This window comes from Microbacterium sp. SW12, assembly GCF_055391095.1.
In genome coordinates this window covers 885,049-909,837 of sequence record NZ_AP024335.1, presented here as the reverse complement: position 1 = coordinate 909,837, position 24,789 = coordinate 885,049, and the positions used below count along the sequence as shown (strand labels likewise).

Here is a 24,789-nt window from a genome sequence, read left to right as displayed (position 1 = left end):
TCAGATCGGTTCGAACCACAGCGCCCACAACGCGGGGCTTGATGGTGCGGTGGAGTCGACTGTGATGTCGAGGCCGTCGCGGGATGCCCGACGGGCGATCTCGTCGCGCGTCGCGTTGATCTCGATCCAGCCGTTACGGCGGTCTTCGGTTCCTGACACCAAATCCATGCCGGCTGCTGCGGCGTCGTCACCAATAGCCATCAGGCCACTACCTCTCCAGTCCAGGACTCACCAATAGGCGAGTCGAGCCAGCTTTCCCCGGGGTCGAGGGCGAGCCACGCCTCCGGTGGCACATCCACAAGCCCTGTCGTGCCGACACGCATCAGACCGGCAGGGAGTTCCCACTCGACCGAAGCGACACGCCCGATCTGCTCTACCGTGCCCGGGAGGCTGATGGACGCTTCCTGACCCGGCTGCGCAGTCCACACCGCCAATGCGGTGACATCCTGGGTGCGGCCCTGACCCTGCCGGCGGGCCAGGATCGCCGCCGCAACCCCAGGCCCCGGATAGGGGCGGTTCAGCTCGACGATGAACACGCGGCCAGCGGTGCCCGCCGTGTCGGTCGCGGTCTTCACGGTCCCTGTCGGGTCGGTCCACGAGTACTTCACCACAACGCCCGTGCAGTAGATGTCGGCGTTCTCGCGCGAAATCTCGTCGACACCCTCGGTCGAGTTCAGCGGCGACAGGGAGACACGTCCCGGCGAAGTGAACTCGGCCGGGTCCACAAGACGCCACGTGCGAGTCTCGTCGCAGTAGAGACGCAGACCAGCAACTGCCGTGAGCGGCTGAAGAAACTCCCATGCGCTGACACCCGCGGGCCACGTGAAGAGTTCCGGGAGGCGCTCGACTACTGGCGTGCGGCTCGATGGCGAGGCGTGGGCGGTGTCCCCGTCCCATGAGTAGATGTAGAGCGCGTCGTCCGCGTCATCACCGTTGAATGGGTCGGCTGGGACGCCTTCGTTCAGGATCACGTTGTCTACGAACAGGTACTGTCCGGACGATGCGTCGTTGAGGCGGAAGTGCAGCGAGACCTTGACCGCTCCCGGGGGGGCGGTGCCGGTGACGGGGACGTACCGGTAGCCTGCGTTCCACAACGCAACTTCATTGCCATACGTGTCTTTGATGCGTGTGTTGTTGATGTCGTACCACCGGATCATCACGAGCCCAGTGCGCTCGGTCGCGCCGACCGCGACACGCATGCGCGCGGTGCAGGAGTACAGGTATCCCTCGCGCACTCCGATCGGGTTCGAGGCGTAGTCGATCCAGAAACCACCCGCTGTTGCAGCCGCGGCACGGACAGAGTAGTCGCCGTCATCGGCATAGGCGTTCAGCCGAGTGATGCCGGTGGCGTTGCTGCCGTTCGTCCATCCGTCAAGGTTCGTCTCAACTGATGGGTTCGGGTGCAGGTTGGTCAGCGGCCACGCCGCGGTGAGGTCAGCGTCGGTCGATCCCGCCTCAAGCTCCGCGCCCGGGATCACAACACCTAGCACGTAGTTGATGAGGTCGCGGAGCGATGCCTCATGGTCCCGTGGAGTGTCGTCGTCAGTGAGCGGCGCGTAGTCCTGCAACAGAGCCTCATCCGTAGCGAGCTGCATCTCGATGCGCTTCGCCTTGTGGTCCACACGCCGCGACCGCACCGCCAGATCGAACACCCGAGGCGTATCGCCCTCCTCACCGATCGCCACCGTCGCACGGACGTCCTCGCGCGGGTCGATGACCTCGATGGTTTCCGGCGCGATCAGCGGAACCTGCACCGTCGCAGAACCGTACGGGACAGCTCCCGAATCAACCACCACGCGAGCGTCGTCAGCCACAACCTCAAGGTCTTCGTCGTTCTCATCAGTAACAGTCACCGACGCGACCGGGCGGAGGATCTGAGTGCTCACGACTCGACCTGCTGGAAATCAACCGACACAACCCACGCGTCCCGGGTCGCGTCGTCGAGCTCTACCGTCACATCCCCATCAGTAACGAAACTCATCCCCACCTCGGCGACATCCGTGTCCGTCAACGTGAACGTCGCCTTGGATGCCAGGAGCGCTTCCGCGGCGAACGCGTCGGCCTTCACCGGGTACAGCAACGCCAACGTGCCCGACCGCAAACGGGAACCGATCAGCGTCACAGCGATACCGTCACCGATGAGATCGTGGATGATGTTCCGACCCTGACGCGCCGCCCTGTACCCGAGAACGAGAGCCGGCGACGTAGACCCGCCACCACCCGAAGCCGAGATCGTAGATGTCATGGGAGCAACTGCCTTGAGTTAGGGGTCTGGAAGTACGTCGGGAGCGCGATCTTGAACGGCACGCGGTAGTTACGCAGCGCCGAATCGTCGATCACGGTGTGCGCTGTGATCGAGACGTCCTTGTTCTGGATGCCGTAGATCTTCTTCTCAATCGCATCCGTCTTGTCGGTCGCCTGCCCCGTCTCCGCGTCGATGTAGATCTGTTTCCCACCCGGGAGGGTGACGATCGTGTCACCGAACTCATCGAGCTCGCTGGTCGCCTCTTCGGTTGACTCCGCAACATGGTTCAGGTAGTCGCTCCACGTCTGGAACCCGTCCGCGGCGTCCTTCTGAACCTGGATCAGCTCAGTCCCCGCCTCGATAGCGTCGAGATTCGCCGAATACTGGGCGTCACCCGTCTCGTTCCACTCCCGACCCAGTTCCTTCGTAAGCCGCGTGTTCTCCTCGGTGCGATCCGCGATGATCTGCTGCACCTTGTCGAGATCCTCAGACCGACCAACGTACGCGCCAAGCGCCACCGGCAGATCCACACCGAGGGCTTTGGCGTAGTCCTCGACCTTCTTCTTCTGCTCCGGGTCCGATATGACAGCCTGCGCACGCTCAACCTCACCGAACGTGTCGAGGATCGCCGTGCCAGCCTCGATATACGCGTCAGCGAGATCGGAAGCCCGAGCTTGCAGCTCTTTCCGCTTCTCATCAGCGGCGATGAACGCCGCCGTGATCGCACCGATACCGACACCGGTAGCGATGGCAGCTGCCGCCGTGCCGATACCGCCGATACCAGCGACCGTTCCACCGATCGTGTCGCCGATCGTGTCGCCAAGCTGCGAGAAATCACCACGGACGGCGTTCGCGAGTCCCTCGCCGAGGTTCTGCCGAATCTCGGACCCGTACTCTGACGCCTGTTCCGACATGTGTCGTTGTGCCCGCACCGCATCATCGGCGGCGTCATCCGACGCCCTACCGACAGACTTGTACGCTTCCCGGAACTTCCGTTTGATATCGTCCGAGGTCTTATCCGTCGACCGCTGCACTTCCTTGAAGTCACGCTCGAGACGGTCAGCGCTCTGGTCGCTGTCCTTCGTCATGTCGCGGAGGCGGTCAGAAACCTCCTCCACAGCGTCGGCGACGTTATCGACACCCCGCACCGCGTCGCGGACGTTCGCCGCAACGTTGATGCTGATCGCACCGGCCATCAGTTCACCCCCGGTACACGTCGCAGGATCTCGTAGAACAGGTCAGTCGCGATCGCCGCAGCGCGCGGCACAAACCTGCCCAGCGCGGGCCACACGACCTTGCCCTTCGCGGACTTCGGCCCAACCGGCCGCGCAGTGCGGCGCGTCACCACATGCTTAGCGGGCGCCGGCACGGGCGGATCCTTCCGGTAATACCGGGTCTTGATGCCCTGGTCCTGACCGAACTCCACCGCGCGGGCCAGATCACGCGGACGCGCACCCGACGACAGTTTCCCCGTCCCACCCGCAGACAACCGGATCGAGTTACGCGACAACGACACCCGCGACGTGCGGACCAGAACGGCACGCTGCAACCGGTTCGGGCGAGACCGTTCCAACTGGTCCCGCCACTCCGGCTCAATCTTCTGCCGTCCCTCTTTCGTCCACGCCGACAGCCACTCCCGTTCAATGAACTTGAGGGCACGGAACATCGCCGTGAGCTCCCTCGACGACGTGACGTCGAGGCGCACAGGTCACACAGCCCGGGTCGGCTTCGAGCACGCCATCGTCGACGTCGCCACCGGGATCGCGTCCACCGTCCCGCCGATCACACCCGGCGCGCACTGGATCGTCGACTCCCACCCGGCCCCGCCCGTCGCCGGCTCGAACGTGACGTCGATCGACTCGCCCTCGTGGTCGTACAGGAACTGCGACAACGAATCCGTGGTCTCCCAGTCCTGAGCGAACGCCATCGTGCACGTCCAGTCAGACGCGCCGGTCTTCTTGAACACCGCGGTCGGGGTGAGACCCTTCCACATCGCTGTCGGCGTGTTCGGGGTGAACTCGACCTGCGAGACATGCATCTCGTAGTCGCTGGTGGTCGGCCCCTCGCCGTAGCTGAACCGCAGCAGAGCATCCCGGAGGATGATCGGGGCAACGTTAATCTGGGCCATGATCAGGCCTCCTCTTTCGTGGTTGTGGTTATCAGGGTGATGTCGTACGCGAGACGTTCGAACTCTTCACCGGCCGCGACCTTCTCCGCGTTGCTCCATCCCAGCCAAGACAGGGACGGGTCGGTGTCCAGCACGGACAGGAAATCGATCAGGTCATCGAACAGGGTCGGGTCTGCCGACTCCCGCGATGGGAGGTCCGTGGTGATCGTGAGAACCCACGTCACCTGGTATCCACCGAGCGGCGCGGCAGGAAGCCGGGTCACCGAACGGACCTTCATGGTGAGGGTCACCGCATCAGGTGTCTCATCGATGGGCTCGTACCCCTTGAATCCCCACCCCTCGGGCAGGATGTTCTCAAGCACGGTCTTGAGGGTCTGATACGCGCTCATGCGAACCCCGGCATCTGCGCACGCTTGTACGGCGCGAGAAGGTCACGGACCACCTTCGGCATCAGGTACGACGGGTCGACCTGATCATCCAGCGACGGGGCACGCTGCGACGCGATCGCCCACATGTCAACCGCGACCATCGTCGCCGCGAGCTGCACATCGTCGGGAATGGTGTCCATCCCGACCGTGAACGTCACCCGCACGTTCTGCCGGCCGTACGGGAACGGCCCGTACAAGATCCCCGCCGAGTGGTTCACCTTGTAGGTGCCATCGAACGTCACCCACCCATCTACGGGCACGAAATACCCGTCAACCCACTCACCGCCACCGTCCCCGGTGACCTGCACGAGCGTGACCTCGTTCGGTGCGTGCGGCAGCAGGATCGTGTCGCCACCGTCACAGACGTGCACGACCGTGCGCGCCTCGAACGGCCCCGCGTCCTCCTCGACACGCTTCGACGCCGCAGCGATGTACGCGTCAAGCTGTCCCTCGTACTTGGTGACCTCAGCGGTCCCCCACCGGAGCATGTTCTTGACCTCGTCGACGGTTGTCAGTGCCACGTTCCACCTCCGTCCGGTGCTGTCGTGGGGTGGTGTCTATTGCGGTCCTCTGCGGGCGTGCGGGACGCCCGTGTGCTGGTTCAGGTGTCGTGGTTCGCACTGCTACTCCTCACGTGTTCCCGCGCGGCCTCGAATTGGCGCTGGTCGAGCCAGTACCGGCGGCGGTGCGGGAGAATTGCACCCGTGTGGGCGTGGATCGGTACACCGAGTGATCGGATGCGGCGGCAGAAGTAGAGATCCTCGCCAAGCCACAGCCCGTTCAGGGGGAGGTCGCGGAACCAGCACCACGCGTCACCCTCGTGCGGGTCTGCGTGTTCCCTGATCTGCTCGAGCACGCTTCGGTGGATGAGGATGCACCCGGTACCCAGCGCATCCACCTCGATGATCTGGTTCTCCGGGTAGTCGGTGACCGGCGCGACAGAAACCCCGTCAGCGGCGTGGACGTAGATGTGAGGGACCGGTTTCGGCATCATCCCGGGTGACGGCCACGTCCCGAAGTACAACCCACCGACCACAGGCCGGGCTGCCGCGTGCGCGGCCGCTACGAGCTTGTCGAAGGCCTGCACGGACAGCTGCTCGTCAGAGTCGATCATGAACAGCCACTCGGCGGTCGTGTGGTCGAGGAACGTCTTCACGACCTCGTTGCGCTGACGGGACAGCAACCCACCTTCGATGCGGATGATGCCGTCAACCCGTTCGGTGCGGGCGCGCATCACTTCGATGATGGACGTCATGAACGCGCCGTCGACCTGGCCTGGGTCTATCCATGCGATTGAGATGCGGTCTCGTGTCTTCACTTCTCTCTTCTTCCTGTTGGGACGGTGAGAGGGCCGGGAACAGGAACCCGGCCCTCTCACCTCGTCACCCTGATCAGGGGTGACTTCTGTTGCCGATCAGAACGTCGGCGCGACCAGGCCGGTGCCGGAGATCACCTGCACGGACGCCTGGTGGCGGTGCGGGATGAACGCCGCGAACCCGAGGACACGGAACAGGATGCTGTTCTGCGCCGCGAGCGTCGCGTCGAACGACGCCGACTCGACCTCCGACTCCCACAGCCACAGGTCGGACGAACGGAGGACGAACACGACGTCCTGGTTCGTTCCGGCCCCGAGGTTCGCGGGGATGTTCGGGTCGGTGAACACCGGCAAGCCGAGCAGAGTACCTGCGGGGCCTTCCGCAGTCGGCTCACCCGTGACCGCGGGCTGGTTGAACGCGGGCCCGTTCGGGATCACCAGCGGACGCTGCTGACCGTCGAGCGCCGCGAGCACCCAGTTCCACCGGGTCGGGGTCATGATGATCTTGTCTGCCGGGAGCTTGCGACCCGCCGTCACCGCGCTCATCGCGCCGAGAACCTTCGAGTAGAAGCTGTTCGCAGCCGTCACCGACACCACGGACGGAACCGTGGTCGTGTAGGTGATGGTGGTTCCCGCGGTGATGAGCCCGCGCAGCTGGCCGTTCGCGGCCGATCCGGCGATCACCTGGCTGTCCAGCGACACGGCGTATGCCGCGGCGAGGTCAGCGACGATGATGTCGTCGATCGGTGCGCCCGACTGACGCATCAGCGCGATCGGGACCGTCTGCTTGCCGGTGATCTCCGCGATCCCGGACGACACGGAGGTGGTCGTGAACGACGCCTCAGTGATCGTGGTGTTCTGCGTCTGGGTCACAGCCGGGTCCGTGTTGCCGGTGACCTTCGGGATGTTGACCGACGACGCACCGTCCGGGAGAGGACGCTGGTTCACCTGGTCGGCGGTGACGCGGCCCGCGCGTGCGAGAGCGACGAAATCCTCGACGAGCCACAGCGGCGGGGCGAGTTCGCCACCGGCACCCGCTGCGGACGTCGCGGCGCGTTCCTGCGACTGCGCGAGACGCTGACGTGCAGCGTCCCCCTCGAAACCACCCTGACCTGCGGTGTACAGGTCACGGAAGTACGAGGTCGCGTTGTCGCCGCGACGGTACACGGGGTTTGCTTCGTTCACCTCAGCGCGGACGACGGGTGCCGCAGCGACAGGGGTGCGCTGCTCGGCGGCGCGCTGCACTTGCTCGTCCTGCTCGGCTTCACGCTCGAGCTCGTCGATGTTCGCCTGCTGCGACTCGATCGAGGATGCAAGTTCGGAACGGCGGGCGACGGCAGCGTCGATCGCTGCCTGGTCGATGGTCTCAGCGCCGCGAAGGGCGTTGAGGTTCTCTCCGACCTCGTTGTATTCGGTGATCGACCGGTTCAGCTGCTCGAGCCGGCGGCGGATCATTTCGCGAAGGGTCATGGGACTTCTCCTTTGTCTGGAATCGGTGTTCCAGCCGTCCGGTCAGTCAGGCCTGCGCACAGTCCGAGGAGCGTGCGCATGTCGCGAGAGCGCGTGCGTGCTGTGTTTGGTTGCTCTACCGCAGGGAGCGGAGAGCGAGCGGTCGGGCGCGTTCGAACGAACGCGCTGCGGCCGGGTCTGTGTGCTGGCGGACGCCAGCGTCGGTGAACGGGTTCGCCCCGTATCCGACGATCGCGACGTCGCCGCGGTGGATGTCGACCTCGTCGATGCGGTACTCGGTGTAGTCGGGCGACCACTTGCCGCGGACGATGCGGAACCCGAAGCTCATCTCGTCGATGAGTCCTGCGCGCAGCTTTGGGACGATGTACGCGACGTCCTGGTCGCGCATGTCCAGCGATGGTGCGTCGACGTTCAGGCCCTCGTCTGTTTCCGCGAGGGTGAGGGTGCCGGTGCTGGTGCGGGCGATGCGGCGCAGCTGGTTGTGCTGGAGAACGAGCGGCACATCGAGATCTGCGCGGTTCAGCGTGTTCTCGAACGCGCCGGCCGACACGATCTCCGTGTATGGCCCCAGCCAGTCCCACATCTCGTACGCCTGTTCGGTTGCCGAAGCGAGGCCGGTGAAGTGCACCGATTCGCCCTCGACGACGTCGCGGACGGTGACCAGTGACCGTGCGGACATCCGTGCGGATGCTGACGGCTCCGCGGCGGATCGGCGCTGGCGGGGACGGTCGGTGCGTTGTGCGACCTGCGCGGCGCGGGCACGGCCAGCGTTCGCGAGCGCCTCTGCGAGGATCGGGTCCATGTTGGCGTCCTAACTCTTCTGGATGCTGACGGCGGGTGCCGGGGTGCCGGCGCTGACGATGCCGAGCGCTTCGAACTCGGCGATCTGCTCGGGTGTGAACGGGGCACGGTTCATCAACGCGCGCGCCTCGGATGGTGCGGTGATCTTCCCCGTCACCTCGTTGATGAGGATCCGGCTTGTCGTCTCCGGGTCCATGCGCAGCAGCGCGGCGGTGTTCAACTTCACGAACCGGGGAGCTGCGAGCATCCGTGATAGCGCGGTTTCGCGGCGTTGGACAGCAGGACCGAGCTTCATGATCAGGAACTGGAGGTTTGCTTGAGTGACGTTCGCGTAAGTGATGTTCTGCCCCGTCACGGCGACGTCGACGAGATTCGCGGGGACACCGTAGAACCGGCACATGGCCTGGTCGCTGTAGTCCATCTGCTGGATGAACAGTGATTCCGCGGTCGACGCAGGCCCGGTACTGTACTCCCAGTCCTTGCCAGTGACGAAGATGTCACCACCCTGCACGGACTCCTTGAACCGCGCCTTGATGTCGTCCGCGGCTCCGGGCTTCAGTACCTTCTCGCTGTTACGCAGGATGCCTGACGGGGTGATGCCGTGGTTCGTGAACCACTCCGCCGCGAACTCTGCCGCTGTCGCCCACAGCCCGAGCGACCATGCCGCGTACGCGACCGGAGAGAGACCCATGATCAGACCCGGCACCGTGTACTGGCGTTCGTGCCACACCTCGGACGGTGCGTACTTCCGGGTCGTGCCGGTCTCGTCCCGAATCACGTAGGAGACGACACCGGCCTTGGACTTCACGGTGACGTATTCGTGGCGGACAAGCTCGATTACTCGAGGCTTCCCGAGACCGTCCCGCTCACGGATGATGCCGTAACAGTTGCCGACACGATCCAGATCAACCTGTGTCGAGTGCATCCACTCCTGAATAGAGACCTCGCCACGCCCGAACGGGTCCACGAGCACCGGTGGCGACTGCACGGGGTAGTCGATTCCGGACACCGTGCGGAACGTGTCGATCGGGAACGATGAGATCAGACCGGCACGGAGCATCACCGCCGCCCAGCCGACCGACTGCCGCAACGCAGCGTCCGCTTTCACCGTCACCGGCAACCCGGATGGGCCACGGTACGAGGTGCGGGCGACGACGGTATCCGAGGTTGCTTCACGCTTGTGGAACACCGGTCACCTCTTCCCGTCTCGATCCAGAATCACCGCGACGCCGACACAAGAGACGCCGATGACAGCGATCCCTGCTGCAAGACCGAACGCGAGCCACGCGGCGACAGCGCACACGATGACACCGACGATCAGCAGAACTTCCGGGAGATACCGCACACGCTCACCTATCCGATCGAATCCATCACGTCGTAGTCAGCGTCTCGACGCCGCAGCCACTCCCACAGAGCGAGCGACCCCGCCACGAGCGGCACCACGGCCGCGCCAGCTTTCCGCCGCGACCATGTGAACGACCCTTCTCGCTCGTCCTTCACGGCCGACCGCACCGCGGCTTCCAACGCCGCATCGCCCGAGTGACGCATCACACCCTCATGGATCAGATCGAACGTCACCGAACACGCCTCAGCCATGTCCGGATACGACGTCCGCACCACAGCGACCGCGAGCTCTGCATCCTCGAGCGCCGAAGCGACAGCTTCCGCCATCGGCTCGGTCGACTTCTTCTCGTCGATGACGATCGCGACTACCTCTGGATGTTCGTGGCACACGCGGACAACCAGTTCCGCCATCCACGCAGATCCAGCCTTCGACTCGACCACCCGCAGCTGCGGCACACCGTCAGCGCCAGCACCGACAGCCATCAGCGCGGAGAGCTTCCTGTCGAGGTTGGTGTCAGCTGCGAGCACGACCGGACCCGTCGTCGCCACGAGCTTTCCGCGGTGCGCTTTCCAGAGCGCCAGGTCGACCGCGCCAGTCCCGTCCGAGTCCTCGTCCCAGATGCCGAGGCCCTCACGTTTGAAGGACTCCTCATCGCCGAGGAGTTCCCGCATCCGCTCGATCGCGTCATCCGGCGTGCGGTGCGGATAGGACGGGTTCGCGCGTGCCCGCACCTCTGGGTCATTCGGGTCGTCGCCCGCGTTCGCTCCCACCTCGAGGTAGAGCATGTTCGACGCGACGGTTTCGCCGGCCGCTCGCCGCTCCTTGATCTTCAACGCCGTGCGCCGACGCGTCTTGAAGAACTCCGCCCGATCCTCCGGCTTCGGCGGCGTCCCCATGAACACAACCAGCGGGTTCTTGACCGTGTTCGCAGCCGGCACCATGTCGTCGAGCGCCTTCGACGTGAGGATCTGCGCCTCGTCGAAGACCACGATCGCGACGCCCGGGATGCCTCGACCAAACCCGTGTTCACGGGCGCCGAACATGATCCGTGACCCGTTCGTGAACAGGATCCGTTGCTTACCGTTGCCCGCCCGGATCTGCCGGATGTACGGGCGGATCCGCTTCCGCCTCGCCAACGCCGCGAGCGTGTCGAACGTCTCATCCGACGTCGCCGAGTGGTGCGCGGTCCACAGCACCTTGATCCCGGGAAACAGGATGCACAACGCGAACACAATCGTGCCGATCGTGAACGTCTTCCCAACCTGACGGCAGATCGAGATCAGCACACCACCGATACCGGCCGCGTACAGCCCAGTCTCACGCTTCGCGAGAATCGCACGACCAAGACCCTGCTGCCAGTCGTCGTGCTCAACGCCCATCTTCGCGCACTGCGCCGCGACGGCTGGGTATCCCGTCGACACGATGCCAGACGGCAAGACAAGATGCTTGGCAACTTCCGACAGCTTCCGGCGCTTCGGCGGCACCCGACGCGCCACCGACCTAGATGTCGTCTTCGTCCCAGGCTTCGTCTGGCGCGCTTGCGGCATCAGCCGACTCCTCAGCCTCGCGCGTCTCGATCTCCTCAAGCTCGCGCATCGTCTCGTTCAACAAGCGCACATTCGGAGGCAGATCACGCGGTGCCATACCCGCGGCAATCTTCTCCGCAAGCTGATTCCGCATCGCCACCAGATACGCCTTACGGTCACCCGACTGAACCGCCTCGACCAACGACAACGGTGGCGGATCAGCCTCAGCAACCCACCTCGACAACGTGGGTCGCGACACCCCCAACGCCTTTGCAACTTGCGACACCGACTTTGCAGCCCGAACCTTCTCCACCGCATCACGCCGAAACGCCTCAGAGTAAGCCGCTCGCCCGCCAGATTTCGCGGATCGCGGCGCGCCCACCGCGCGGAGCTCAGCAGTCGAAGACGCCATCACGACCACCTCCCTGCACGTGGAAAAACCCCGGGGAGAGATCTAGATGACTCGCGGGTCTTGCGGGGTGGGTGTTGGCTAAAGAATCCGGCCTCGGTTGTGGGTGAGGTTGTGTCGGGCTTGTTCGCCGTGTCGGATGCTGGTGTCTGTGGTGATGCCGATGCGGGCGATGATGGTGGCTGCTCCGGTGAGCATGTTCGCGAGTTGTTCTGGTGTGTGTTCTTCGACCAGTGTGTGGGTGAGGGCTTCCCACTCCTGTGTGGGTGCGTCTCGTTCGATGAGGTCGCGGGTGAATCCGATGGTCAACGCGAGACTGTGCAGGTCAGGGTTCGTGGTGTCGAGCGTCACGCGGCCGGGAACCATCCGTACTCCTCCTTGGGCGCGAGTGCCCTTTGCTTCCAGAGAGATGGTGCCTTCGCATTGCACCTGAAGTGCTCGGGCGCTGGTGGCATGACCTGCTCCGGGTCGATGTGTTCGTCGTAGTGCCCGAGTGCCCACTTGCTTCCGGGATGGATGATCGTCTCTGGCATGACGCACGGATGACCGTGCAACTCTGCGGCGCAGTGTACGCCGCCGGCGTCGACCTTCCGTTTCCACTCGGCTCTGAGCTTCTGATGGTCGTGACCGTACTTCGCGTCGGCCATCAGCTGTCTTCCCATGCGGGGTCGCAGCACTCGGCTGCGGCGAGCCTCGACGTGTACTGAGACTCGCAGGTCGGGCATTCGAACATGCGCGGGTCGGCTTGCTGGGTAACGAGGTGTTCGATGTCCCTCACAGCAATGCCGCCCTCTTACGCTTCGGTCGAATCGGGTTCGCCCCAGCAATGATCAGCGAGTATTTTGCGTCTGCGACGGCCGGGTCAAATGGTTCACCCCGATACTTGCCGTGCTGTAGCGCTAGGTTGCATGCTCGACACGAGCGATATCCGGTCCTGCGGAATAGATCCTCGATGAGGTTGGGCGACTCGAGCCGGTGTCCGCGCGGACAAGTGGTCTTGTTGCGGGAGAAGTCTGTTCCATGACGGATGCGGTCTTTGTTGTTCTCTGACCTGCTGTCCCAGCGCAAGTTGCTCAGCACGTTGTTCGACCGGTCTCCGTCGTTATGGCAGGCCTCCATCCCATCCGGGCTAGGACCAACGAAAGCCAACAGGACCAAACGATGTACGCCGAATGTGAGTCGGCGATTGCCATGGGTGAGGCGTATCGTCGGGTAACCATTATGGATATGGATTGCCAGCCTGCGCCCTTCGAGCCGGACGATTAGGCCATCGGATCTCTGAATCGTTCGATCAAGGGAGCGGACGCCACCGTAATCGCTAACTTCGTAGGATCCCTCGAATCCGGGAATGGGAAGCCAAGTCTCGGTGGCGACTTCAGTAGACTGCATCGCAGCTCTCCAATCAAATAGACCTTGATTGCGGGTTAGGCCCCGGCGAGTGTTAGCGCACTCGTTTCGGGGCCGTCTTTCGTCTTAGCTGAGCAACGAGATCCTTGCCTCTACCAGGTGTTCGTCGTTGTCGTACTCGGGGTGCTCGAGGAGGAACCGGCCGATCGCGTCGAGCGCGTCGCCCTTGTCTTTCGACTGTGCGCCGCTGTGGTCGAGCATCGCGTCTGTGGTCTTCGGGATGTCGCGGACCATCAGCGGTGGTTCCTGTTGACATGCCACATGAACATGCGGTGCTGCACCCGGTACGGGGCGAACGCGATCACCAGCAGCGTCACCACGAGTACACCGAACCTGCGGAACATGACCGACTCCCGTGGGGTGTGGTGTCCCGCCGCTCATCAACAGCTCGAACGTGATGTAGGTGTCAGCGTGTGGCGGCGGGACAACTTGCCCCCGGGCTCCAGGCCAGTCACAGGCATTACGCTTCGCGGCTATGTAGTCCGCCTTGCTACCCGGGGGTCTTCTGCGGAGGTCGCAACTTCCCCGCCGTTTTGACAGCAGGCTCCGCATTGCATACCCCCGAGGAGTCGAACCTCGCACGCCTGGTTTTGGAGACCAGCGCTCTACCGCTGAGCTAGGGGCACCCGGACGGCCTCACCCGAAGTGGCTCCGTCATGTGCAATTGTGATGGCCGGAAGCTTGCATCCACCGGCAGTACACGGCGACCTGTAAGCCTGTGGCTAGGGGTACGCCAGAGTTGGCCCGTACCCGACTTGCTCGGGTGGTACCGATGACCGCCCCAACCTTGGGACGGATACCCTCAACCAGCACGGGCCGCGTGTCAGGCGACTAGCCGGGAGGGGGAAGTGTTCCCGGGGTGCGGGGCACACGCACACCCGGGAAGAACGGGTGAAGGCCGCAACCCCTGGCGGGCGCGACCTTCGGACAACCCTAGAGTATGCGAATTTGTCCCGTGTCAAGTATCTTCGCGGCGGCGTGTCGCGCTACCTGCTCCCATGCCCTCATCGGCTCTCCGTACTTCCTGCGCGTCTGGCTCACATGGGATAGCAAACGATGGCTTCCCTCGAACCACTCACCATTGACACGGAACTCTGCGAATTCACGGTGCCTGTTGCGTTCCAGCGCGTTCCCGCCTGGTTCTACGGCCAGGAGAGCGTCATGCGGTATCGACTGCATTCTTGTGGGTAGATCGGTTGTCGTCCCGATCTTGATGCGAGTGTCCTGCTGCACGTAGTAGACAACGCTCGGCCTGCCGTACTTCAGCCGAGCACCCGACTTCTTTCCACCGGCCGCAACTATCCCCGTCCCAAAACCTCCCATCTCCATCGCGAAGTGCGCCGCGAGGAGAATGTGCATCTGACACATCGAGACGGGCGAGCTCGGGACAACTGCACGAGCGCATTCTCTGCCCGCTTCGTCTGTATTCGTGCAGGTTAGCTCCACCATCACATAATCCTTCTACTAGGGTCAGACATCGACTTGCGGCCTTCCTTTGTCAAGTATCTTCGCCGCTACGGCGTGTCGCGGCGCTCCCGATCACCCGGACTGGCGGCACGACCGCCTGCCCATTTCGCGCCGCAGTCGTCGCAGACGTGCAGGCCCCTGTGGAACGCGGGCTCGCCGCACACGCACGGGTTGTCGCCGTCCTGCTCTTCGCCGTGCGGCCAACCACGCCGATAGCACCGGTCCCTCATGACGGATCACCCGGTTTCTCATCACGCCAGGTGCGCCATCCGTTGCGCCTCCAGAATGGATGTTCGGCAAGCTCTCGGATGCGGATGCATAGTTCGCACGATCGCCCCCGAGCGCGGTTGTATCGCCACCGCTCGAACCGGTTTCGTGGCTCGCGGTGGTAGTGGCACGCGGGGTCGGTGCGGCGGTGTCGGCCTCTCTGGTAGTTCTCTGCTGCGCTCATGCTCCCTGTCCTTCCGGTTTCGGCTCGCGCCCCGCGGCTGTCACCGCGTAGGACAGCATCACCGGTCGGCCTTCTCGAATCTCCCAGAACGCCGGGCGTCCACCGTCCAGCAATGTCACGAAGACCTCGTTCTCAACGACTACCGTCATCGTCCGCGAGCTCGTTCTCAGGCGATAGGTCCGGTCGGCTTCAGCGGCTTCTAGCGCACGAGCGGCATCGAACAGCAGGTCACCCAGGGCGTCAAAATGCTTAGCGTGCTCGGCCCGCAGGTGACGGATCAGGTCAGTGTTGCTCATGTCTCACTCCGGTTCGGTTGATGTTTTGTAAACGTCAATAGCTCATCCATCGTCAGACCACCGATCCGCCGATTCGGGAGCTACGGTCACCTTCACGGTTTCCGGTGATCCGAGATCGCGCCACGCCTCAGTCGTTATCGTGATTGCGGCAATGTCGCCTCCGATTCCTCCGAACTCGACGTAGTGAATGGTTCTCCGCTGTAGGAACAGCTCGTCTTCGCTCATGCTCCCGGTCCTTCCGATTCGAGCAACGCGCGTCGCAGAGCTGACTCCCGGGTCTCTGCATCCGAGGGGCGTGCCTCACCGACGTACTGCTCGGGCCGCAGCGCATCATGTGACCACTCGCCGTCCGACATCCGCCAAGTGACCAGTTGCAGCCCCTCGTAGATTGGATGCGGGGCGGCAGACACGAACGTCGCTGACAAGATCCCGAGCGGCCCGTCGATGACGTCTCCGGGTATCAGCTCTGCGACTGTTGTCATTTCTCCTCCTGGGTACGGTTCTCTTGGGCAGGGAGTTGGCTTTCAATTCCGGTCAGGAGGTCGAGAAGCTGGTTGCGCCCGTCCTCGGCGAGCACGTCGACAATGAACTCGGCTTCCTCATCGACGGTGAACAGGTAGCGTCCGTTCACCACGCCGACAGTGGTCGGACTCTGACGGCCTGCGGGATGGAACATGCCGACCCGATACGGCGGATTGCCCACAGATCCGACGAGCGCCTCGGCGTCGTCGATGAAAGCCCACGCACGGTCGACGGGCGTTCCCCACTTGGCTGGGCCACCTGGAAGGCCCACCGACAGGGCTTCGGCAAGAGCCCACATCTTCTCGTCGTGGAAGCAGTCGTCAGCCATGCCGTTGGCTTGGCATCCGGGGCAGGCGTAGCTCATGATTCCTCCTGGGTACGGTTCGGTTGGTTGGTGTGCTTGGTCATGTCGTTGCTCCGATCCCGTATCTCTTCGCGAGACGTTTCGCGACCCGCGCTGTCTTCGCTTCCTCCCGAGCTACCTGCTCAAACACCCGGATCAGATGCTCGTACTCTTCCTCCGGATACCAGTGCCCGGCGGTGCACACCACACGCCTGTCATCCCCCTCAAACGCGGGCGGGTACACGGCCAGGCGGGCGCCGCAATCCTGCCTCGGACACGGCATAGCCGAGAACGACGGTCGTTCGATGCGAGGCCAGCGGGCGTTCATCCGCCACACATCCCGCACAGCGTCAGACATCGCATCCACATCATCCGGCCGGTCAGCGGACAGGATCGCGTCGAGCCGGTCACCCAGCCACCCCGCCAACCCCGACACAAGCCGTTGCCCATCCACTGGTGACGTTGATCGGGGCAGGCCGATGATCCGGCCCGTGTCCGACCGCCACGCCCGCCCAGCAACCCCCGGCACCGGTTGACGCAGCGTCCCAGCCCACACCGTCACCCAATACACCAGCAACGAATACAACTCATTCACATCATCAAACGCCGCAGCATTGAACGGGACAGGCGCCTCCGACGACGAATCCACCCGCTCAGCCTCCGCCGGCCGCATCACAACACCGTGATGCAGAAGGTGACCGGCGAGCTCACCAGATATCAGCAACGCCGTACGGATCCTCCCGTGACAGCGCGCACAATACGCCCCGTGACGCGCCACCAGACCAGACCCGTCCTCCCGGGTGCAACCACGGGCGCAGAACCGTTCCACCTCGATCTCACCCACGGCTACCCCTCACTGCTTTCAACCCGGCGTCACGACGAACCTGCGCCACGAACCCGACCAGTTCCCCGGTATGCGCGGCGACCTGAGCGTCCGTGAACCCCGCCCTGACAAATGCGAGAATCATCTCCCTACGGCCCTGCGGGCGGATCACATGGTTGATCGCTGCGACGAGGATGTCCTCGACCGTCACGCCACGGTTATCAGCCTCCGACGCGAGCCGCCCCCACACCCCCGCAGGGACCGTGACATTCATCGTTTCCATCACGCGACCTCCAATGCGTGCTCATGAATGAACTGCGCCACCTCTGCCGGTGACTGCCGGATCGCCTCAGTCACATACCGTTGCCCCGACGTCGGCGGTTTCTTCGCCCGTTCCAGGATCGACAGGGACACCTGCAACGCCCCCGCAGAGTTCACCATCAGCCCCGTGTGGCGGAGGATCGCATCGACCACGCCCCGCAGCGACGTGACCCCTTGCCGTGCGGCGAGCTTCCGTGTCATCTCCGGCACATCGATCGCGTCGGTCGAAACTCGCGCGCGGTTACTACTGGACTGACTCTTAGAAAGTGAGTAGAAGTCATTGGTTTGGACTGGACTGGACTGGGCAGGTGTACCGCCACCGTTAGTAACCGCGTTACCAACATCGTTAGTACGCTGTTTCTCCCGGTGTTTCGCGACCCGTTCACGAGTCGCCGCGCGCTCCGCCTCAACCTGCTCACGGGTGCGCTGATACCTCGACCAGTCATGGAACCACCAGCAGTTCTCGCTGTCATCGAACACCCACAGGCCAGCCAGCACGAGAGCCGTCGCCGCGTCGTGGTCGCCGTCGAGAATCCTCAGAGTGCGATGGGTGACCTTCCCGTCTGTGAGGTGCTTCGCGCAGTACGATCCAGCGCGCACCCACAGGGCGACGGCGGGCGCGTCGAGCTCGAGCACCTTCGGGTGCGACCAGAACCCGTCGTCCACGTTGAACCACACCATCAGCGGACCCCCACCCATTCGAGATGCCGTGCGATCTCCGCATCCGTCGCCGGTCGGCGTTCCCGGGAGGACAGCAGCATCCACCAGTCCCCGGCGAGATCCTGGACAGGCGTCGACAGTGCACGTTCGAGGGTTTTCGCGTGCGTCGCCGCGGGTCGCACGTACAAGCCGCGCTGCTCGAGCTCGAACAGGACGATCGCGTGCGCGTCGGCCTTGTCGCCGTTGCACCGCTGACACGCGGCGACCAGCACCCCGGGATGGTTGAGTAGGCGGCTGCCGCCCGCTTGCCGGTTCGCCCGGTGGTCCGTGGTGGTTGCTTCGCCCTGGCACCGGTTGAGCGCGAGGATGCAGAAGCCACCGTCACGTTGAATCACGGCGTCCTTCACCACCCGGGGTGGGTGATTCACACCCCTACGCTTATTCACCCAGCCACCTCCGCGAATATCTCGCTCCACGCATCCCGCTTCTCGGCCGGAGCCAGCAGTGAACGCAGGATTGCCTCAGCCATCAGCGGCGGGACCGCGTTCCCGACGATCTGGAATCGCGCGGTCTTCGTGCCCTTCCATACGAAGTCGGGTGGGAACGACTGGAGTGCTGCGGCCTCCTCAAACGTCACACGCACCGAACCGGGCGCGTCCTGCCGCGAAGTCTCTCGGTCACGATGACCCGGAGCAGCGATCACGTCCGGGCTGAACGATCCGACAACCGTCGTCGCGGGCCGTTCGAATGGCCACTTCTCAGCCCAGACGAAACCACCCGGGGCGCTACCTCCGGCGTTTGCACGAACGGTGAAGGATGGCTGATCGAGAGAACGATCCGGCCGCTCGCCGTGACTTTCAACCATCCCGGAACCCATGACCTTGTGAGCGACCCAGCGTCCGGCTTCCTGCTCTGCATAGATCGCTGCCCGCGCAGCCGACCCTCCGACCTTCTCTTTGTCCGGCCCGCCCGTCTCTCGCGCTGTGGCGATCGTCGGATACGGACGCTCGGTCATTCCCCAGCCGAGGGCTTCGGCCATCGAAACCCACTTCTCAACGCCCGGGTCCAGTCGCTTCGGCTGCGCCGTGTAGTAGCGCGAATGCGTCGGCGTTGGCGGCTTCACTGGGCCGTCGAGACGAGCCATGAGGATAGCCCTGTCCCTGGTCTGCGGCACCCCGTACTGCTCCGCGTGCAAGATCCCAGACCATGCGGAGTAACCGAGCGTGCGGAGCACCTGAGCGATGCGACGCCAGATCGGCAGTACCGGGGGAACCTGCTCCAACGCCACGAGCTCTGGGCGGTGCGCCCAGATGTGCGCGAGCGGCGTCAACACGAGAGCCGTGCGCGGATCCATCCTTTCCCCGAGCGCGTGCAGCGCAGCCGGAGACTTCCACGACTCGTCATCGATCGCTGTGAGCACGTCATCGAGCGCCTGTCGTCCCTCACCGCCACCGGCCATGCTGAACGTCTGGCACGGCGGGGACGCGATCTGCATCCGGTGCGGTGGGACCAGCGATGGTTCGAAGAGTCCAGCCCACACGTCGCGGTAGATCGTGCGCATGCCGTTCGCTGACCGTGTTCGTATGACGGATGCCGCGTTGTCTGCTCCGTACTCGCGTATCCCGAGGCGTTCGCACGCGACGCCCCATCCGACACCAGCGAACGCGTCAACCGCCGTCATCTGCGGGGTCACGTTCCCTGCTCCATCCGCTCACGAGATTCGGGATCAATGAACGCCAGCAGGTTCGACAGCAACGTCACGATGTGATCCCGGGACATCTCCCACTCCGGGTCGGCCACCTTCTCACCCACATAAGCGCACTGCATCTCCGCCATGCCCGGCTTCCACGTCCCCATCTGTTCAGCCCAGCCCTCAAGGAACACGGCCTGCTCCTCCGAGTCGGCGTCAGCGATGTGCCGCCCGAGTTGACCCCAGTCGATGGATACCTTGACCTGCACCCCGGGCACGTTCGTATCCGTGTAATCGCTCATGTTCCCTGCTCCATCCGTGTGATGTCGGCGGCGTACTCGTCGTCTCCGGGTTGCGGGTCGAGCATCAACCCCGCAGGAGCCACAGACCAATCGAAAGCCCGCGCGTGCTTACCATCGGCCCGCAGGACCGCAGCGGCCTGCATCGCCCCCTCGGGTGTGGAATCCTCACCGGCCTCAACCCACCGGCCGGAATCGAGGACACCAACCCCGTAACGCAACGGGAACCTCATGACCTCTCCATCCGTTCGATGTCGGCGCGGAACCGGCAACCGCTCACCGCTGGTCCTCAGCGATCTCTTCCGCTGTCCTTCCGAGCGGATCCCCAACACCGGGCTCGACAGCATCACCGACGACTAGCCCCTGAACACCTTCGATGGATCGGACAACCTGGCCTTCGTCTTCGACCTGCCGCATCACCTGGATCGCGAGACCGAACTCTGTCGACTTCGGGAGGTACGGGGACACCTCACGGACCAAGGTCTTGCGGGCCATCTCCTCCTCATGCGTCTTCCACGGCCCCCGATCCCACTTATCCGGGCGGCGGGCGAGGATCTTCTCTTTCGGGAGGGTTTCCCACACCACCCCGCCACCACTGATCTGAGCCGTCACCACCGCGTCAGTCCACGGGCGGGTTGATTCCCGGTCGGCGGGTTTCCAGTCGAAGAACCGGCCCCGTTCACTGTTCGCCCCGTACTCGAAGTAGTCGCCCTCACGGACCAAGAACGTCTCCACGCGGAGAACCCGGCCGGAACGGTACGCGAGCTCGATGAGGCCCTGATACCCGACGATCGGGACACACACCCATGTGCCGTGCTCGCGGCGGGGGGTGAGCCAGAAGTGCCCCAGCGCTGAACCGATCTCAAGCTTCAACTGGGCGGCGAGCATGATCGACCCGAGCACCGAATCCGCTGTCGCCTGCTGCAGGTACTCGGACTTCTTTATCTCGCTGATCGCCGCGCGGACGAACGCGCCTGAGTTGAGCGTGCCGGCGAGTTGCGCTTCGATAGCGGACTGCTGACGGTGCACCAGGTCCATGACCGTCGGTGTTTTGCCCTGGCGTTCCTGCGCGGCAACAGCCGCGTTACTGAGGTCGGTCATGACTGCTCCTTGGTCTTTGTGCGGCGCAGCACACGGAATGGCTGCCCTACCGTCGTGAACTGTTGCGCGAGATCCGGGTACGCCTCCCGGAACGCTTTCTGATCGAACCCGGCGCGGCCCTTCTGCTGCCGCCATGTGGCGACCTTCACGCCGTCATGGGTGAGGGTGTCTGCTGCGCCGACGTACTGCGCGAGCACGACCTTGAGGGCGTCCCGCTCGTCGGTCTGCGCTTGAATGTCGCTGTTGAGGACCGTGATCCGCTCGAGAGTGTCGAACGCCTGCTCGGACAGTTCGATCTCCGTCCCGTCCGTGACGATCGCGTTGACCTCGGCGAGCGTTGACACGGGAGGTTCGACCTTCGCCCGCACGTTCCCGTCCCAGAACCGCTGGAGGGTGGGGATGAGGTGTTCGCGGATGAACCGGTCGTCTCGGGGTTCCCAGAAGTGCCGGAACTCCCGGCCACCGATCCACACGACCACCAATGCGCGTGGCGTGCCGGACACAGCCATTTCGGCTTGGACCTGGACGCGGATGTCTGTGGGGATACCCTCATCCCAGTGATGCCCGACCCACTGCCCAGCGGTTTTCATTTGGATGGGGAAGAACGGTGCCTCGTTCACCCGATCAAACGACGCATGCAGGTACGGGTGCTCCACCGAGCGGGCCATGAACCCGGGGCGGATGTTCAAATCCAGGCCCGAGAACTCCCGCAGCCACGCCTCCATGATCGGTTCGGACTGGTGCCCCACCCACGCCAGGATCGGATCGAAATGCCGATCCACACCGAGCTTGTGCTTGTACACGTCCAGCGGGGTCACACCGTACGCAGAGAGACCCATCACCGCGGCAACCTCGGACGCGCCCACACTGTTACGGCGTTCCTGCTCCCAAGCCGGGGTATCCGGCGTCACCTCGACCTTCACGAACGGTGTCATGACCGCCCCCTCGGTACGTAAGTCGATGCGGCACAGTGGGGGCACCGGAGCTCGATCGAGTCCCCGGTATCCCCGATGACCCGCATATCGTCGACCTCGCCGCATTCGGCGCATTGGTCGTTGATCTTCTCCGCCGCATCGACACGACGTTGCGCGCGCATCCCCGCTACGAACGCCCGCTGCTGCGCGGAACCATCCCGGTACGGGGGGCGGGCTTCACGCCACTCCTCGTACTCGGCGCGTTCCTCAACCGACATCGTGAGCCGGTCAGCCTGAACCGTCCGGGGGATCATGATGGATCTGCCAGCTTCTGCGACGTACGATCGATTTCTGCTAGTAGCTCCGTCGTCGCGTCCACGACCTTCTGCCACTCATCGCGCGCCTCCGCCGCGTTCCGCCGCCACCGGATCAGATCGCGCCGCTGTACGCTGTGCTCCCGCTCGACATACTCCGGCTGCATCGATAGCGCGATAGCGCGGAGAGCAGCCCGTCTGGCATCCGTAACTAGCTTGTTCCCGCGCTCTTGAAGCTCCTCCACGCTCAGCGGCGTAGACGCATCCTGAACGATCCGCAGCTTTGCCATGCGCGCGCTCTTTGGTCCATCAACGCTCACGGGGTCACCGCCAGGTGTGTGTCGATAGCGGCAACGATCCGCTGCGACGCCAACAGTTCCCGCCCCAACGCGAGCTGCACGCCCTGCTCCGCAATACGCCGAGACCGCAACTCATCCGACCCGAGGACCGTATAGTCCTCGTCCTGATCGACGGTGTACCGGGCCTGATCGCCTGAACCCACCGTCCACACTGTGAGTAGAAGGCTCCGCTGCCCGAGCGGTTCCGGTGGTGCCGTGACGACCATGATGCTGCCCGATGCCGGGTGTGTCACCCAGTCACCCGTCTGCAGGTACTTCGCTGCGGTCATGACGCACCCCCCAGTCGTGTCAGGCTCAGGAACCTGAACGAGCGGAGTCAGACGGCCCTCTTTCGCCGCGATGCGGGCGACCTGTTCGGCGGTGTGCGTCTCGTGCTGTGGCGCATAACCCCGGTAGAGGTGGAGCCACTCGCCCCGTCGCCGCTGCACGAGTCGCTCGTAGGGATGGAAGGTCTTGTTGACCATGTAGATGCCGTCGGGCATATCCAGCGGCTCCGGGTGAGCATCGAAGAACGCCCGAGCGGCTCGGTGCCAATCTTGGATGCCACCGTAAATCGCACCATTCACCGCACGTCGAGTTATCACCCATACTTGCCCGCTTGGCTCGTGAAGAACCCGCGCATCGTCGTCGGCTCGATAAACCACATATTCCGGGTTCTCGGGCCACCTCCACCGTCCGAGGCGTTCGTCCTCCTCAGCCCGAAAGAACTCCCGGAGGGCTTTGAGTTCACTTGAATTGGTCCATATCGGAGTGATAGGACGATTGCCTACAGCGAAGACGATCTGCTCCTCGTCGTTGATCTCCACGCCGATGCCGTTGGATGCTGTGAAGTCGTTCATGCCGTCACCGCCGAAACGATGAGCAGCACACACACCACAGCCACGAGCCCGGTCACAGCGACCATCGCCCAGAACTGCGGATCACGCCGCAACGGACGCACATGCACACCACCAACAGCCTTCGACGCCGGCACCGGAAGATACTTCTGCCGCGCCTGCGGGAACTCACACCAACAACACGCGCCACCCATATCCGCGCGCTGCTCCGTCACACGCCCCTCGGTGAGGGGAAACCACACGCCCCCGTCCCAGTCCGTGTACGAGTTCCGGGTAGGGTCGGCGGCGACCAGATCGACAATGCTCGGGGGGACGCACCGGTCGTCTCGTGACGTGAAATGTGTGACGTCGACCATGGCGTCACCATCGAACCTGCCGAGGTACATCCTGGATGTTGTTTGCTCCGTCACTTCGACACCTCCGCCCAACGCGCGACCGTGGCGTTCCCCAGACGCTTCAACGCCCGGTACTGCTCCATCCACAAGCCCTGCGTAAGCTCATCCGCCCGCCACGACTCCCGGCGTCGCTTGACCTCCGCCATCAGCGTCCCGAGCGTCCCCGTCCAACACCCCACCGCGAGGATGTGCTTCCCGTTCTCGGTGCGGAACACCGTCGCAACGACACCTTCCGACCCGATCGGGCCGACAGCGATGTAGTGCCACGTCTTCTCAACCTGGGCGTTGCCGTAGACCCGGGCGTCGCCGGAGACCCGGGCGTCGCCGGAGACCCGGGCGTTGCCGTAGACCCGGGCGTCGCCGTAGACCCGGGCGTTGCCGTAGACCCGGGCGTCGCCGGAGACCCGGGCGTCGCCGGAGACCCGGGCGTCGCCGGAGACCCGGGCGTCGCCGTAGACCCGGGCGTTGCCGTAGACCCGGGCGTTGCCGTAGACCAGGGCGTTGCCGTAGACCCGGGCGTCGCCGGAGACCCAGGCGTTGCCGTAGACCCGGGCGTCGCCGGAGACCCAGGCGTTGCCGTAGACCCGGGCGTTGCCGTAGACCCGGGCGTTGCCGGAGACCCGGGCGTTGCCGTAGACCAGGGCGTTGCCGTAGACCTGGGCGTCGCCGTAGACCCAGGCGTCGCCGGAGACCCGGGCGTTGCCGTTGGTCAGCTCGGACGACTCGATCCATCCACCGAGATCGCCCTTTCGGATGCCGTGTCGGGGGATGTCGCGGGTCGCGCGGATCTGCCGCACCGTGTACCCGTGGATGTTGACCTTTTCGAGCCCGGTGAACTCGTAACTTTGCTCCGTCATGTCTGTGCCCTTTCGTGCGGAGTTAGCGGCGGTGCCGCGGAGGATCAGATGGGGAAGTGAAAACCAC

The 24,789-nt window shown here is 64.3% G+C and carries 36 protein-coding genes and 1 tRNA gene; all 37 read right to left on the bottom strand.

Annotation, left to right across the window (positions count from 1 at the left end; translation table 11 throughout):
- Window positions 1–201, bottom strand: coding sequence for a hypothetical protein (locus tag MICSW_RS04585; protein WP_464496948.1), 201 nt, complete (start codon window positions 199–201; stop codon window positions 1–3).
- Window positions 201–1,886, bottom strand: a complete 1,686-nt coding sequence (locus MICSW_RS04580) for a hypothetical protein (RefSeq protein ID WP_464496998.1) — start codon at window positions 1,884–1,886, stop codon at window positions 201–203. Before MICSW_RS04580 ends, MICSW_RS04585 begins: the two co-directional genes overlap by 1 nt.
- A complete protein-coding gene (locus tag MICSW_RS04575; protein WP_464496940.1) occupies window positions 1,883–2,245 on the bottom strand; it encodes a hypothetical protein in 363 nt (120 codons plus the stop codon). The genes MICSW_RS04580 and MICSW_RS04575 overlap by 4 nt, the downstream gene beginning before the upstream one ends.
- Complete coding sequence (locus tag MICSW_RS04570; RefSeq protein ID WP_464496935.1) at window positions 2,242–3,441, bottom strand: lipocalin/fatty acid-binding family protein; 1,200 nt, start codon at window positions 3,439–3,441, stop codon at window positions 2,242–2,244. The genes MICSW_RS04575 and MICSW_RS04570 overlap by 4 nt, the downstream gene beginning before the upstream one ends.
- Complete coding sequence (locus tag MICSW_RS04565; RefSeq protein ID WP_464496931.1) at window positions 3,441–3,911, bottom strand: hypothetical protein; 471 nt, start codon at window positions 3,909–3,911, stop codon at window positions 3,441–3,443. Before MICSW_RS04565 ends, MICSW_RS04570 begins: the two co-directional genes overlap by 1 nt.
- Before the next feature lie 42 nt (window positions 3,912–3,953).
- The gene (locus tag MICSW_RS04560; protein WP_464496927.1) at window positions 3,954–4,373 is read right to left on the bottom strand and encodes a hypothetical protein; all 420 of its coding nucleotides are present in this window, start codon (window positions 4,371–4,373) and stop codon (window positions 3,954–3,956) included.
- 2 nt (window positions 4,374–4,375) lie between these two features.
- The gene (locus MICSW_RS04555) at window positions 4,376–4,762 is read right to left on the bottom strand and encodes a hypothetical protein (protein ID WP_464496922.1); all 387 of its coding nucleotides are present in this window, start codon (window positions 4,760–4,762) and stop codon (window positions 4,376–4,378) included.
- On the bottom strand, window positions 4,759–5,322 hold the full coding sequence (locus MICSW_RS04550) for a hypothetical protein (protein ID WP_464496918.1): 564 nt from the start codon (window positions 5,320–5,322) through the stop codon (window positions 4,759–4,761). Before MICSW_RS04550 ends, MICSW_RS04555 begins: the two co-directional genes overlap by 4 nt.
- A gap of 80 nt (window positions 5,323–5,402) precedes the next feature.
- Window positions 5,403–6,056 (bottom strand): hypothetical protein, encoded by a 654-nt coding sequence (locus MICSW_RS04545; RefSeq protein WP_464496913.1) that lies wholly within the window; start codon window positions 6,054–6,056, stop codon window positions 5,403–5,405.
- A gap of 159 nt (window positions 6,057–6,215) precedes the next feature.
- Window positions 6,216–7,586, bottom strand: a complete 1,371-nt coding sequence (locus tag MICSW_RS04540; RefSeq protein WP_464496909.1) for a phage major capsid protein — start codon at window positions 7,584–7,586, stop codon at window positions 6,216–6,218.
- A gap of 115 nt (window positions 7,587–7,701) precedes the next feature.
- Entirely contained in the window at window positions 7,702–8,388 is a 687-nt protein-coding gene (locus MICSW_RS04535; RefSeq protein ID WP_464496905.1) for an HK97 family phage prohead protease, read from the bottom strand.
- Between the two features lie 9 nt (window positions 8,389–8,397).
- Complete coding sequence (locus tag MICSW_RS04530; protein WP_464496900.1) at window positions 8,398–9,576, bottom strand: phage portal protein; 1,179 nt, start codon at window positions 9,574–9,576, stop codon at window positions 8,398–8,400.
- A 164-nt stretch (window positions 9,577–9,740) separates the two neighbouring features.
- Window positions 9,741–11,168 (bottom strand): hypothetical protein, encoded by a 1,428-nt coding sequence (locus MICSW_RS04525; RefSeq protein ID WP_464496895.1) that lies wholly within the window; start codon window positions 11,166–11,168, stop codon window positions 9,741–9,743.
- Window positions 11,169–11,232: 64 nt separating this feature from the next.
- On the bottom strand, window positions 11,233–11,670 hold the full coding sequence (locus MICSW_RS04520) for a transposase (protein WP_464496891.1): 438 nt from the start codon (window positions 11,668–11,670) through the stop codon (window positions 11,233–11,235).
- A 78-nt stretch (window positions 11,671–11,748) separates the two neighbouring features.
- Window positions 11,749–12,033 carry a hypothetical protein gene (locus MICSW_RS04515; RefSeq protein WP_464496886.1) on the bottom strand — a complete coding sequence of 95 codons (285 nt, stop codon included), beginning with the start codon at window positions 12,031–12,033 and terminating at the stop codon, window positions 11,749–11,751.
- Window positions 12,015–12,314 (bottom strand): hypothetical protein, encoded by a 300-nt coding sequence (locus MICSW_RS04510; protein ID WP_464496883.1) that lies wholly within the window; start codon window positions 12,312–12,314, stop codon window positions 12,015–12,017. Before MICSW_RS04510 ends, MICSW_RS04515 begins: the two co-directional genes overlap by 19 nt.
- 127 nt (window positions 12,315–12,441) lie before the next feature.
- The gene (locus MICSW_RS04505) at window positions 12,442–13,056 is read right to left on the bottom strand and encodes an NUMOD4 motif-containing HNH endonuclease (protein ID WP_464496879.1); all 615 of its coding nucleotides are present in this window, start codon (window positions 13,054–13,056) and stop codon (window positions 12,442–12,444) included.
- Window positions 13,057–13,140: 84 nt separating this feature from the next.
- A complete protein-coding gene (locus tag MICSW_RS04500; RefSeq protein WP_464496876.1) occupies window positions 13,141–13,308 on the bottom strand; it encodes a hypothetical protein in 168 nt (55 codons plus the stop codon).
- Window positions 13,309–13,628: 320 nt separating this feature from the next.
- A tRNA-Trp gene (locus MICSW_RS04495) sits at window positions 13,629–13,700 on the bottom strand.
- Window positions 13,701–14,007: 307 nt separating this feature from the next.
- Window positions 14,008–14,523: a GIY-YIG nuclease family protein gene (locus MICSW_RS04490; RefSeq protein WP_464496872.1), complete on the bottom strand. Its 516-nt coding sequence runs from the start codon at window positions 14,521–14,523 to the stop codon at window positions 14,008–14,010.
- A gap of 465 nt (window positions 14,524–14,988) precedes the next feature.
- Entirely contained in the window at window positions 14,989–15,288 is a 300-nt protein-coding gene (locus MICSW_RS04485) for a hypothetical protein (RefSeq protein WP_464496868.1), read from the bottom strand.
- A 42-nt stretch (window positions 15,289–15,330) separates the two neighbouring features.
- Window positions 15,331–15,513 carry a hypothetical protein gene (locus MICSW_RS04480; RefSeq protein WP_464496864.1) on the bottom strand — a complete coding sequence of 61 codons (183 nt, stop codon included), beginning with the start codon at window positions 15,511–15,513 and terminating at the stop codon, window positions 15,331–15,333.
- The gene (locus tag MICSW_RS04475; RefSeq protein ID WP_464496860.1) at window positions 15,510–15,770 is read right to left on the bottom strand and encodes a hypothetical protein; all 261 of its coding nucleotides are present in this window, start codon (window positions 15,768–15,770) and stop codon (window positions 15,510–15,512) included. The genes MICSW_RS04480 and MICSW_RS04475 overlap by 4 nt, the downstream gene beginning before the upstream one ends.
- Complete coding sequence (locus MICSW_RS04470; protein ID WP_464496856.1) at window positions 15,767–16,174, bottom strand: hypothetical protein; 408 nt, start codon at window positions 16,172–16,174, stop codon at window positions 15,767–15,769. The genes MICSW_RS04475 and MICSW_RS04470 overlap by 4 nt, the downstream gene beginning before the upstream one ends.
- Window positions 16,175–16,214: 40 nt before the next feature.
- Window positions 16,215–16,802: a hypothetical protein gene (locus tag MICSW_RS04465; protein WP_464496852.1), complete on the bottom strand. Its 588-nt coding sequence runs from the start codon at window positions 16,800–16,802 to the stop codon at window positions 16,215–16,217.
- 187 nt (window positions 16,803–16,989) lie between these two features.
- A complete protein-coding gene (locus MICSW_RS04460; RefSeq protein WP_228176796.1) occupies window positions 16,990–17,262 on the bottom strand; it encodes a hypothetical protein in 273 nt (90 codons plus the stop codon).
- On the bottom strand, window positions 17,259–17,978 hold the full coding sequence (locus MICSW_RS04455) for a hypothetical protein (protein ID WP_464496845.1): 720 nt from the start codon (window positions 17,976–17,978) through the stop codon (window positions 17,259–17,261). The genes MICSW_RS04460 and MICSW_RS04455 overlap by 4 nt, the downstream gene beginning before the upstream one ends.
- Entirely contained in the window at window positions 17,978–18,385 is a 408-nt protein-coding gene (locus MICSW_RS04450; protein ID WP_464496843.1) for an HNH endonuclease, read from the bottom strand. Before MICSW_RS04450 ends, MICSW_RS04455 begins: the two co-directional genes overlap by 1 nt.
- A gap of 14 nt (window positions 18,386–18,399) precedes the next feature.
- Window positions 18,400–19,650, bottom strand: a complete 1,251-nt coding sequence (locus tag MICSW_RS04445) for a DNA cytosine methyltransferase (protein ID WP_464496839.1) — start codon at window positions 19,648–19,650, stop codon at window positions 18,400–18,402.
- Entirely contained in the window at window positions 19,647–19,949 is a 303-nt protein-coding gene (locus MICSW_RS04440) for a hypothetical protein (protein ID WP_464496834.1), read from the bottom strand. Before MICSW_RS04440 ends, MICSW_RS04445 begins: the two co-directional genes overlap by 4 nt.
- Complete coding sequence (locus MICSW_RS04435) at window positions 19,946–20,179, bottom strand: hypothetical protein (RefSeq protein WP_464496831.1); 234 nt, start codon at window positions 20,177–20,179, stop codon at window positions 19,946–19,948. The genes MICSW_RS04440 and MICSW_RS04435 overlap by 4 nt, the downstream gene beginning before the upstream one ends.
- 43 nt (window positions 20,180–20,222) lie before the next feature.
- A complete protein-coding gene (locus tag MICSW_RS04430; protein ID WP_464496830.1) occupies window positions 20,223–21,047 on the bottom strand; it encodes a recombinase RecT in 825 nt (274 codons plus the stop codon).
- Window positions 21,044–21,982, bottom strand: a complete 939-nt coding sequence (locus tag MICSW_RS04425; protein ID WP_464496829.1) for a YqaJ viral recombinase family nuclease — start codon at window positions 21,980–21,982, stop codon at window positions 21,044–21,046. Before MICSW_RS04425 ends, MICSW_RS04430 begins: the two co-directional genes overlap by 4 nt.
- Before the next feature lie 289 nt (window positions 21,983–22,271).
- Window positions 22,272–22,565: a hypothetical protein gene (locus tag MICSW_RS04420; protein ID WP_464496828.1), complete on the bottom strand. Its 294-nt coding sequence runs from the start codon at window positions 22,563–22,565 to the stop codon at window positions 22,272–22,274.
- Window positions 22,566–22,591: 26 nt separating this feature from the next.
- A complete protein-coding gene (locus MICSW_RS04415) occupies window positions 22,592–23,473 on the bottom strand; it encodes a hypothetical protein (protein ID WP_464496827.1) in 882 nt (293 codons plus the stop codon).
- The gene (locus tag MICSW_RS04410; protein ID WP_464496826.1) at window positions 23,470–23,880 is read right to left on the bottom strand and encodes a hypothetical protein; all 411 of its coding nucleotides are present in this window, start codon (window positions 23,878–23,880) and stop codon (window positions 23,470–23,472) included. The genes MICSW_RS04415 and MICSW_RS04410 overlap by 4 nt, the downstream gene beginning before the upstream one ends.
- Window positions 23,877–24,722 (bottom strand): bactofilin family protein, encoded by an 846-nt coding sequence (locus MICSW_RS04405; RefSeq protein ID WP_464496825.1) that lies wholly within the window; start codon window positions 24,720–24,722, stop codon window positions 23,877–23,879. The genes MICSW_RS04410 and MICSW_RS04405 overlap by 4 nt, the downstream gene beginning before the upstream one ends.
- Window positions 24,723–24,789 lie beyond the last annotated feature (67 nt).

Coding starts and splice junctions, on each gene's coding strand:
- MICSW_RS04585 (WP_464496948.1), bottom strand. CDS start 201: ATGGCTATTGGTGACGACGCCGCAGCAGCCGGCATGGATTTGGTGTCA.
- MICSW_RS04575 (WP_464496940.1), bottom strand. CDS start 2,245: ATGACATCTACGATCTCGGCTTCGGGTGGTGGCGGGTCTACGTCGCCG.
- MICSW_RS04570 (WP_464496935.1), bottom strand. CDS start 3,441: ATGGCCGGTGCGATCAGCATCAACGTTGCGGCGAACGTCCGCGACGCG.
- MICSW_RS04565 (WP_464496931.1), bottom strand. CDS start 3,911: ATGTTCCGTGCCCTCAAGTTCATTGAACGGGAGTGGCTGTCGGCGTGG.
- MICSW_RS04560 (WP_464496927.1), bottom strand. CDS start 4,373: ATGGCCCAGATTAACGTTGCCCCGATCATCCTCCGGGATGCTCTGCTG.
- MICSW_RS04555 (WP_464496922.1), bottom strand. CDS start 4,762: ATGAGCGCGTATCAGACCCTCAAGACCGTGCTTGAGAACATCCTGCCC.
- MICSW_RS04545 (WP_464496913.1), bottom strand. CDS start 6,056: ATGACGTCCATCATCGAAGTGATGCGCGCCCGCACCGAACGGGTTGAC.
- MICSW_RS04540 (WP_464496909.1), bottom strand. CDS start 7,586: ATGACCCTTCGCGAAATGATCCGCCGCCGGCTCGAGCAGCTGAACCGG.
- MICSW_RS04535 (WP_464496905.1), bottom strand. CDS start 8,388: ATGGACCCGATCCTCGCAGAGGCGCTCGCGAACGCTGGCCGTGCCCGC.
- MICSW_RS04520 (WP_464496891.1), bottom strand. CDS start 11,670: ATGGCGTCTTCGACTGCTGAGCTCCGCGCGGTGGGCGCGCCGCGATCC.
- MICSW_RS04515 (WP_464496886.1), bottom strand. CDS start 12,033: ATGGTTCCCGGCCGCGTGACGCTCGACACCACGAACCCTGACCTGCAC.
- MICSW_RS04510 (WP_464496883.1), bottom strand. CDS start 12,314: ATGGCCGACGCGAAGTACGGTCACGACCATCAGAAGCTCAGAGCCGAG.
- MICSW_RS04505 (WP_464496879.1), bottom strand. CDS start 13,056: ATGCAGTCTACTGAAGTCGCCACCGAGACTTGGCTTCCCATTCCCGGA.
- MICSW_RS04500 (WP_464496876.1), bottom strand. CDS start 13,308: ATGGTCCGCGACATCCCGAAGACCACAGACGCGATGCTCGACCACAGC.
- MICSW_RS04490 (WP_464496872.1), bottom strand. CDS start 14,523: ATGGTGGAGCTAACCTGCACGAATACAGACGAAGCGGGCAGAGAATGC.
- MICSW_RS04485 (WP_464496868.1), bottom strand. CDS start 15,288: ATGAGCAACACTGACCTGATCCGTCACCTGCGGGCCGAGCACGCTAAG.
- MICSW_RS04480 (WP_464496864.1), bottom strand. CDS start 15,513: ATGAGCGAAGACGAGCTGTTCCTACAGCGGAGAACCATTCACTACGTC.
- MICSW_RS04475 (WP_464496860.1), bottom strand. CDS start 15,770: ATGACAACAGTCGCAGAGCTGATACCCGGAGACGTCATCGACGGGCCG.
- MICSW_RS04470 (WP_464496856.1), bottom strand. CDS start 16,174: ATGAGCTACGCCTGCCCCGGATGCCAAGCCAACGGCATGGCTGACGAC.
- MICSW_RS04455 (WP_464496845.1), bottom strand. CDS start 17,978: ATGGTGTGGTTCAACGTGGACGACGGGTTCTGGTCGCACCCGAAGGTG.
- MICSW_RS04440 (WP_464496834.1), bottom strand. CDS start 19,949: ATGAGCGATTACACGGATACGAACGTGCCCGGGGTGCAGGTCAAGGTA.
- MICSW_RS04435 (WP_464496831.1), bottom strand. CDS start 20,179: ATGAGGTTCCCGTTGCGTTACGGGGTTGGTGTCCTCGATTCCGGCCGG.
- MICSW_RS04430 (WP_464496830.1), bottom strand. CDS start 21,047: ATGACCGACCTCAGTAACGCGGCTGTTGCCGCGCAGGAACGCCAGGGC.
- MICSW_RS04425 (WP_464496829.1), bottom strand. CDS start 21,982: ATGACACCGTTCGTGAAGGTCGAGGTGACGCCGGATACCCCGGCTTGG.
- MICSW_RS04420 (WP_464496828.1), bottom strand. CDS start 22,565: ATGGCAAAGCTGCGGATCGTTCAGGATGCGTCTACGCCGCTGAGCGTG.
- MICSW_RS04415 (WP_464496827.1), bottom strand. CDS start 23,473: ATGAACGACTTCACAGCATCCAACGGCATCGGCGTGGAGATCAACGAC.
- MICSW_RS04405 (WP_464496825.1), bottom strand. CDS start 24,722: ATGACGGAGCAAAGTTACGAGTTCACCGGGCTCGAAAAGGTCAACATC.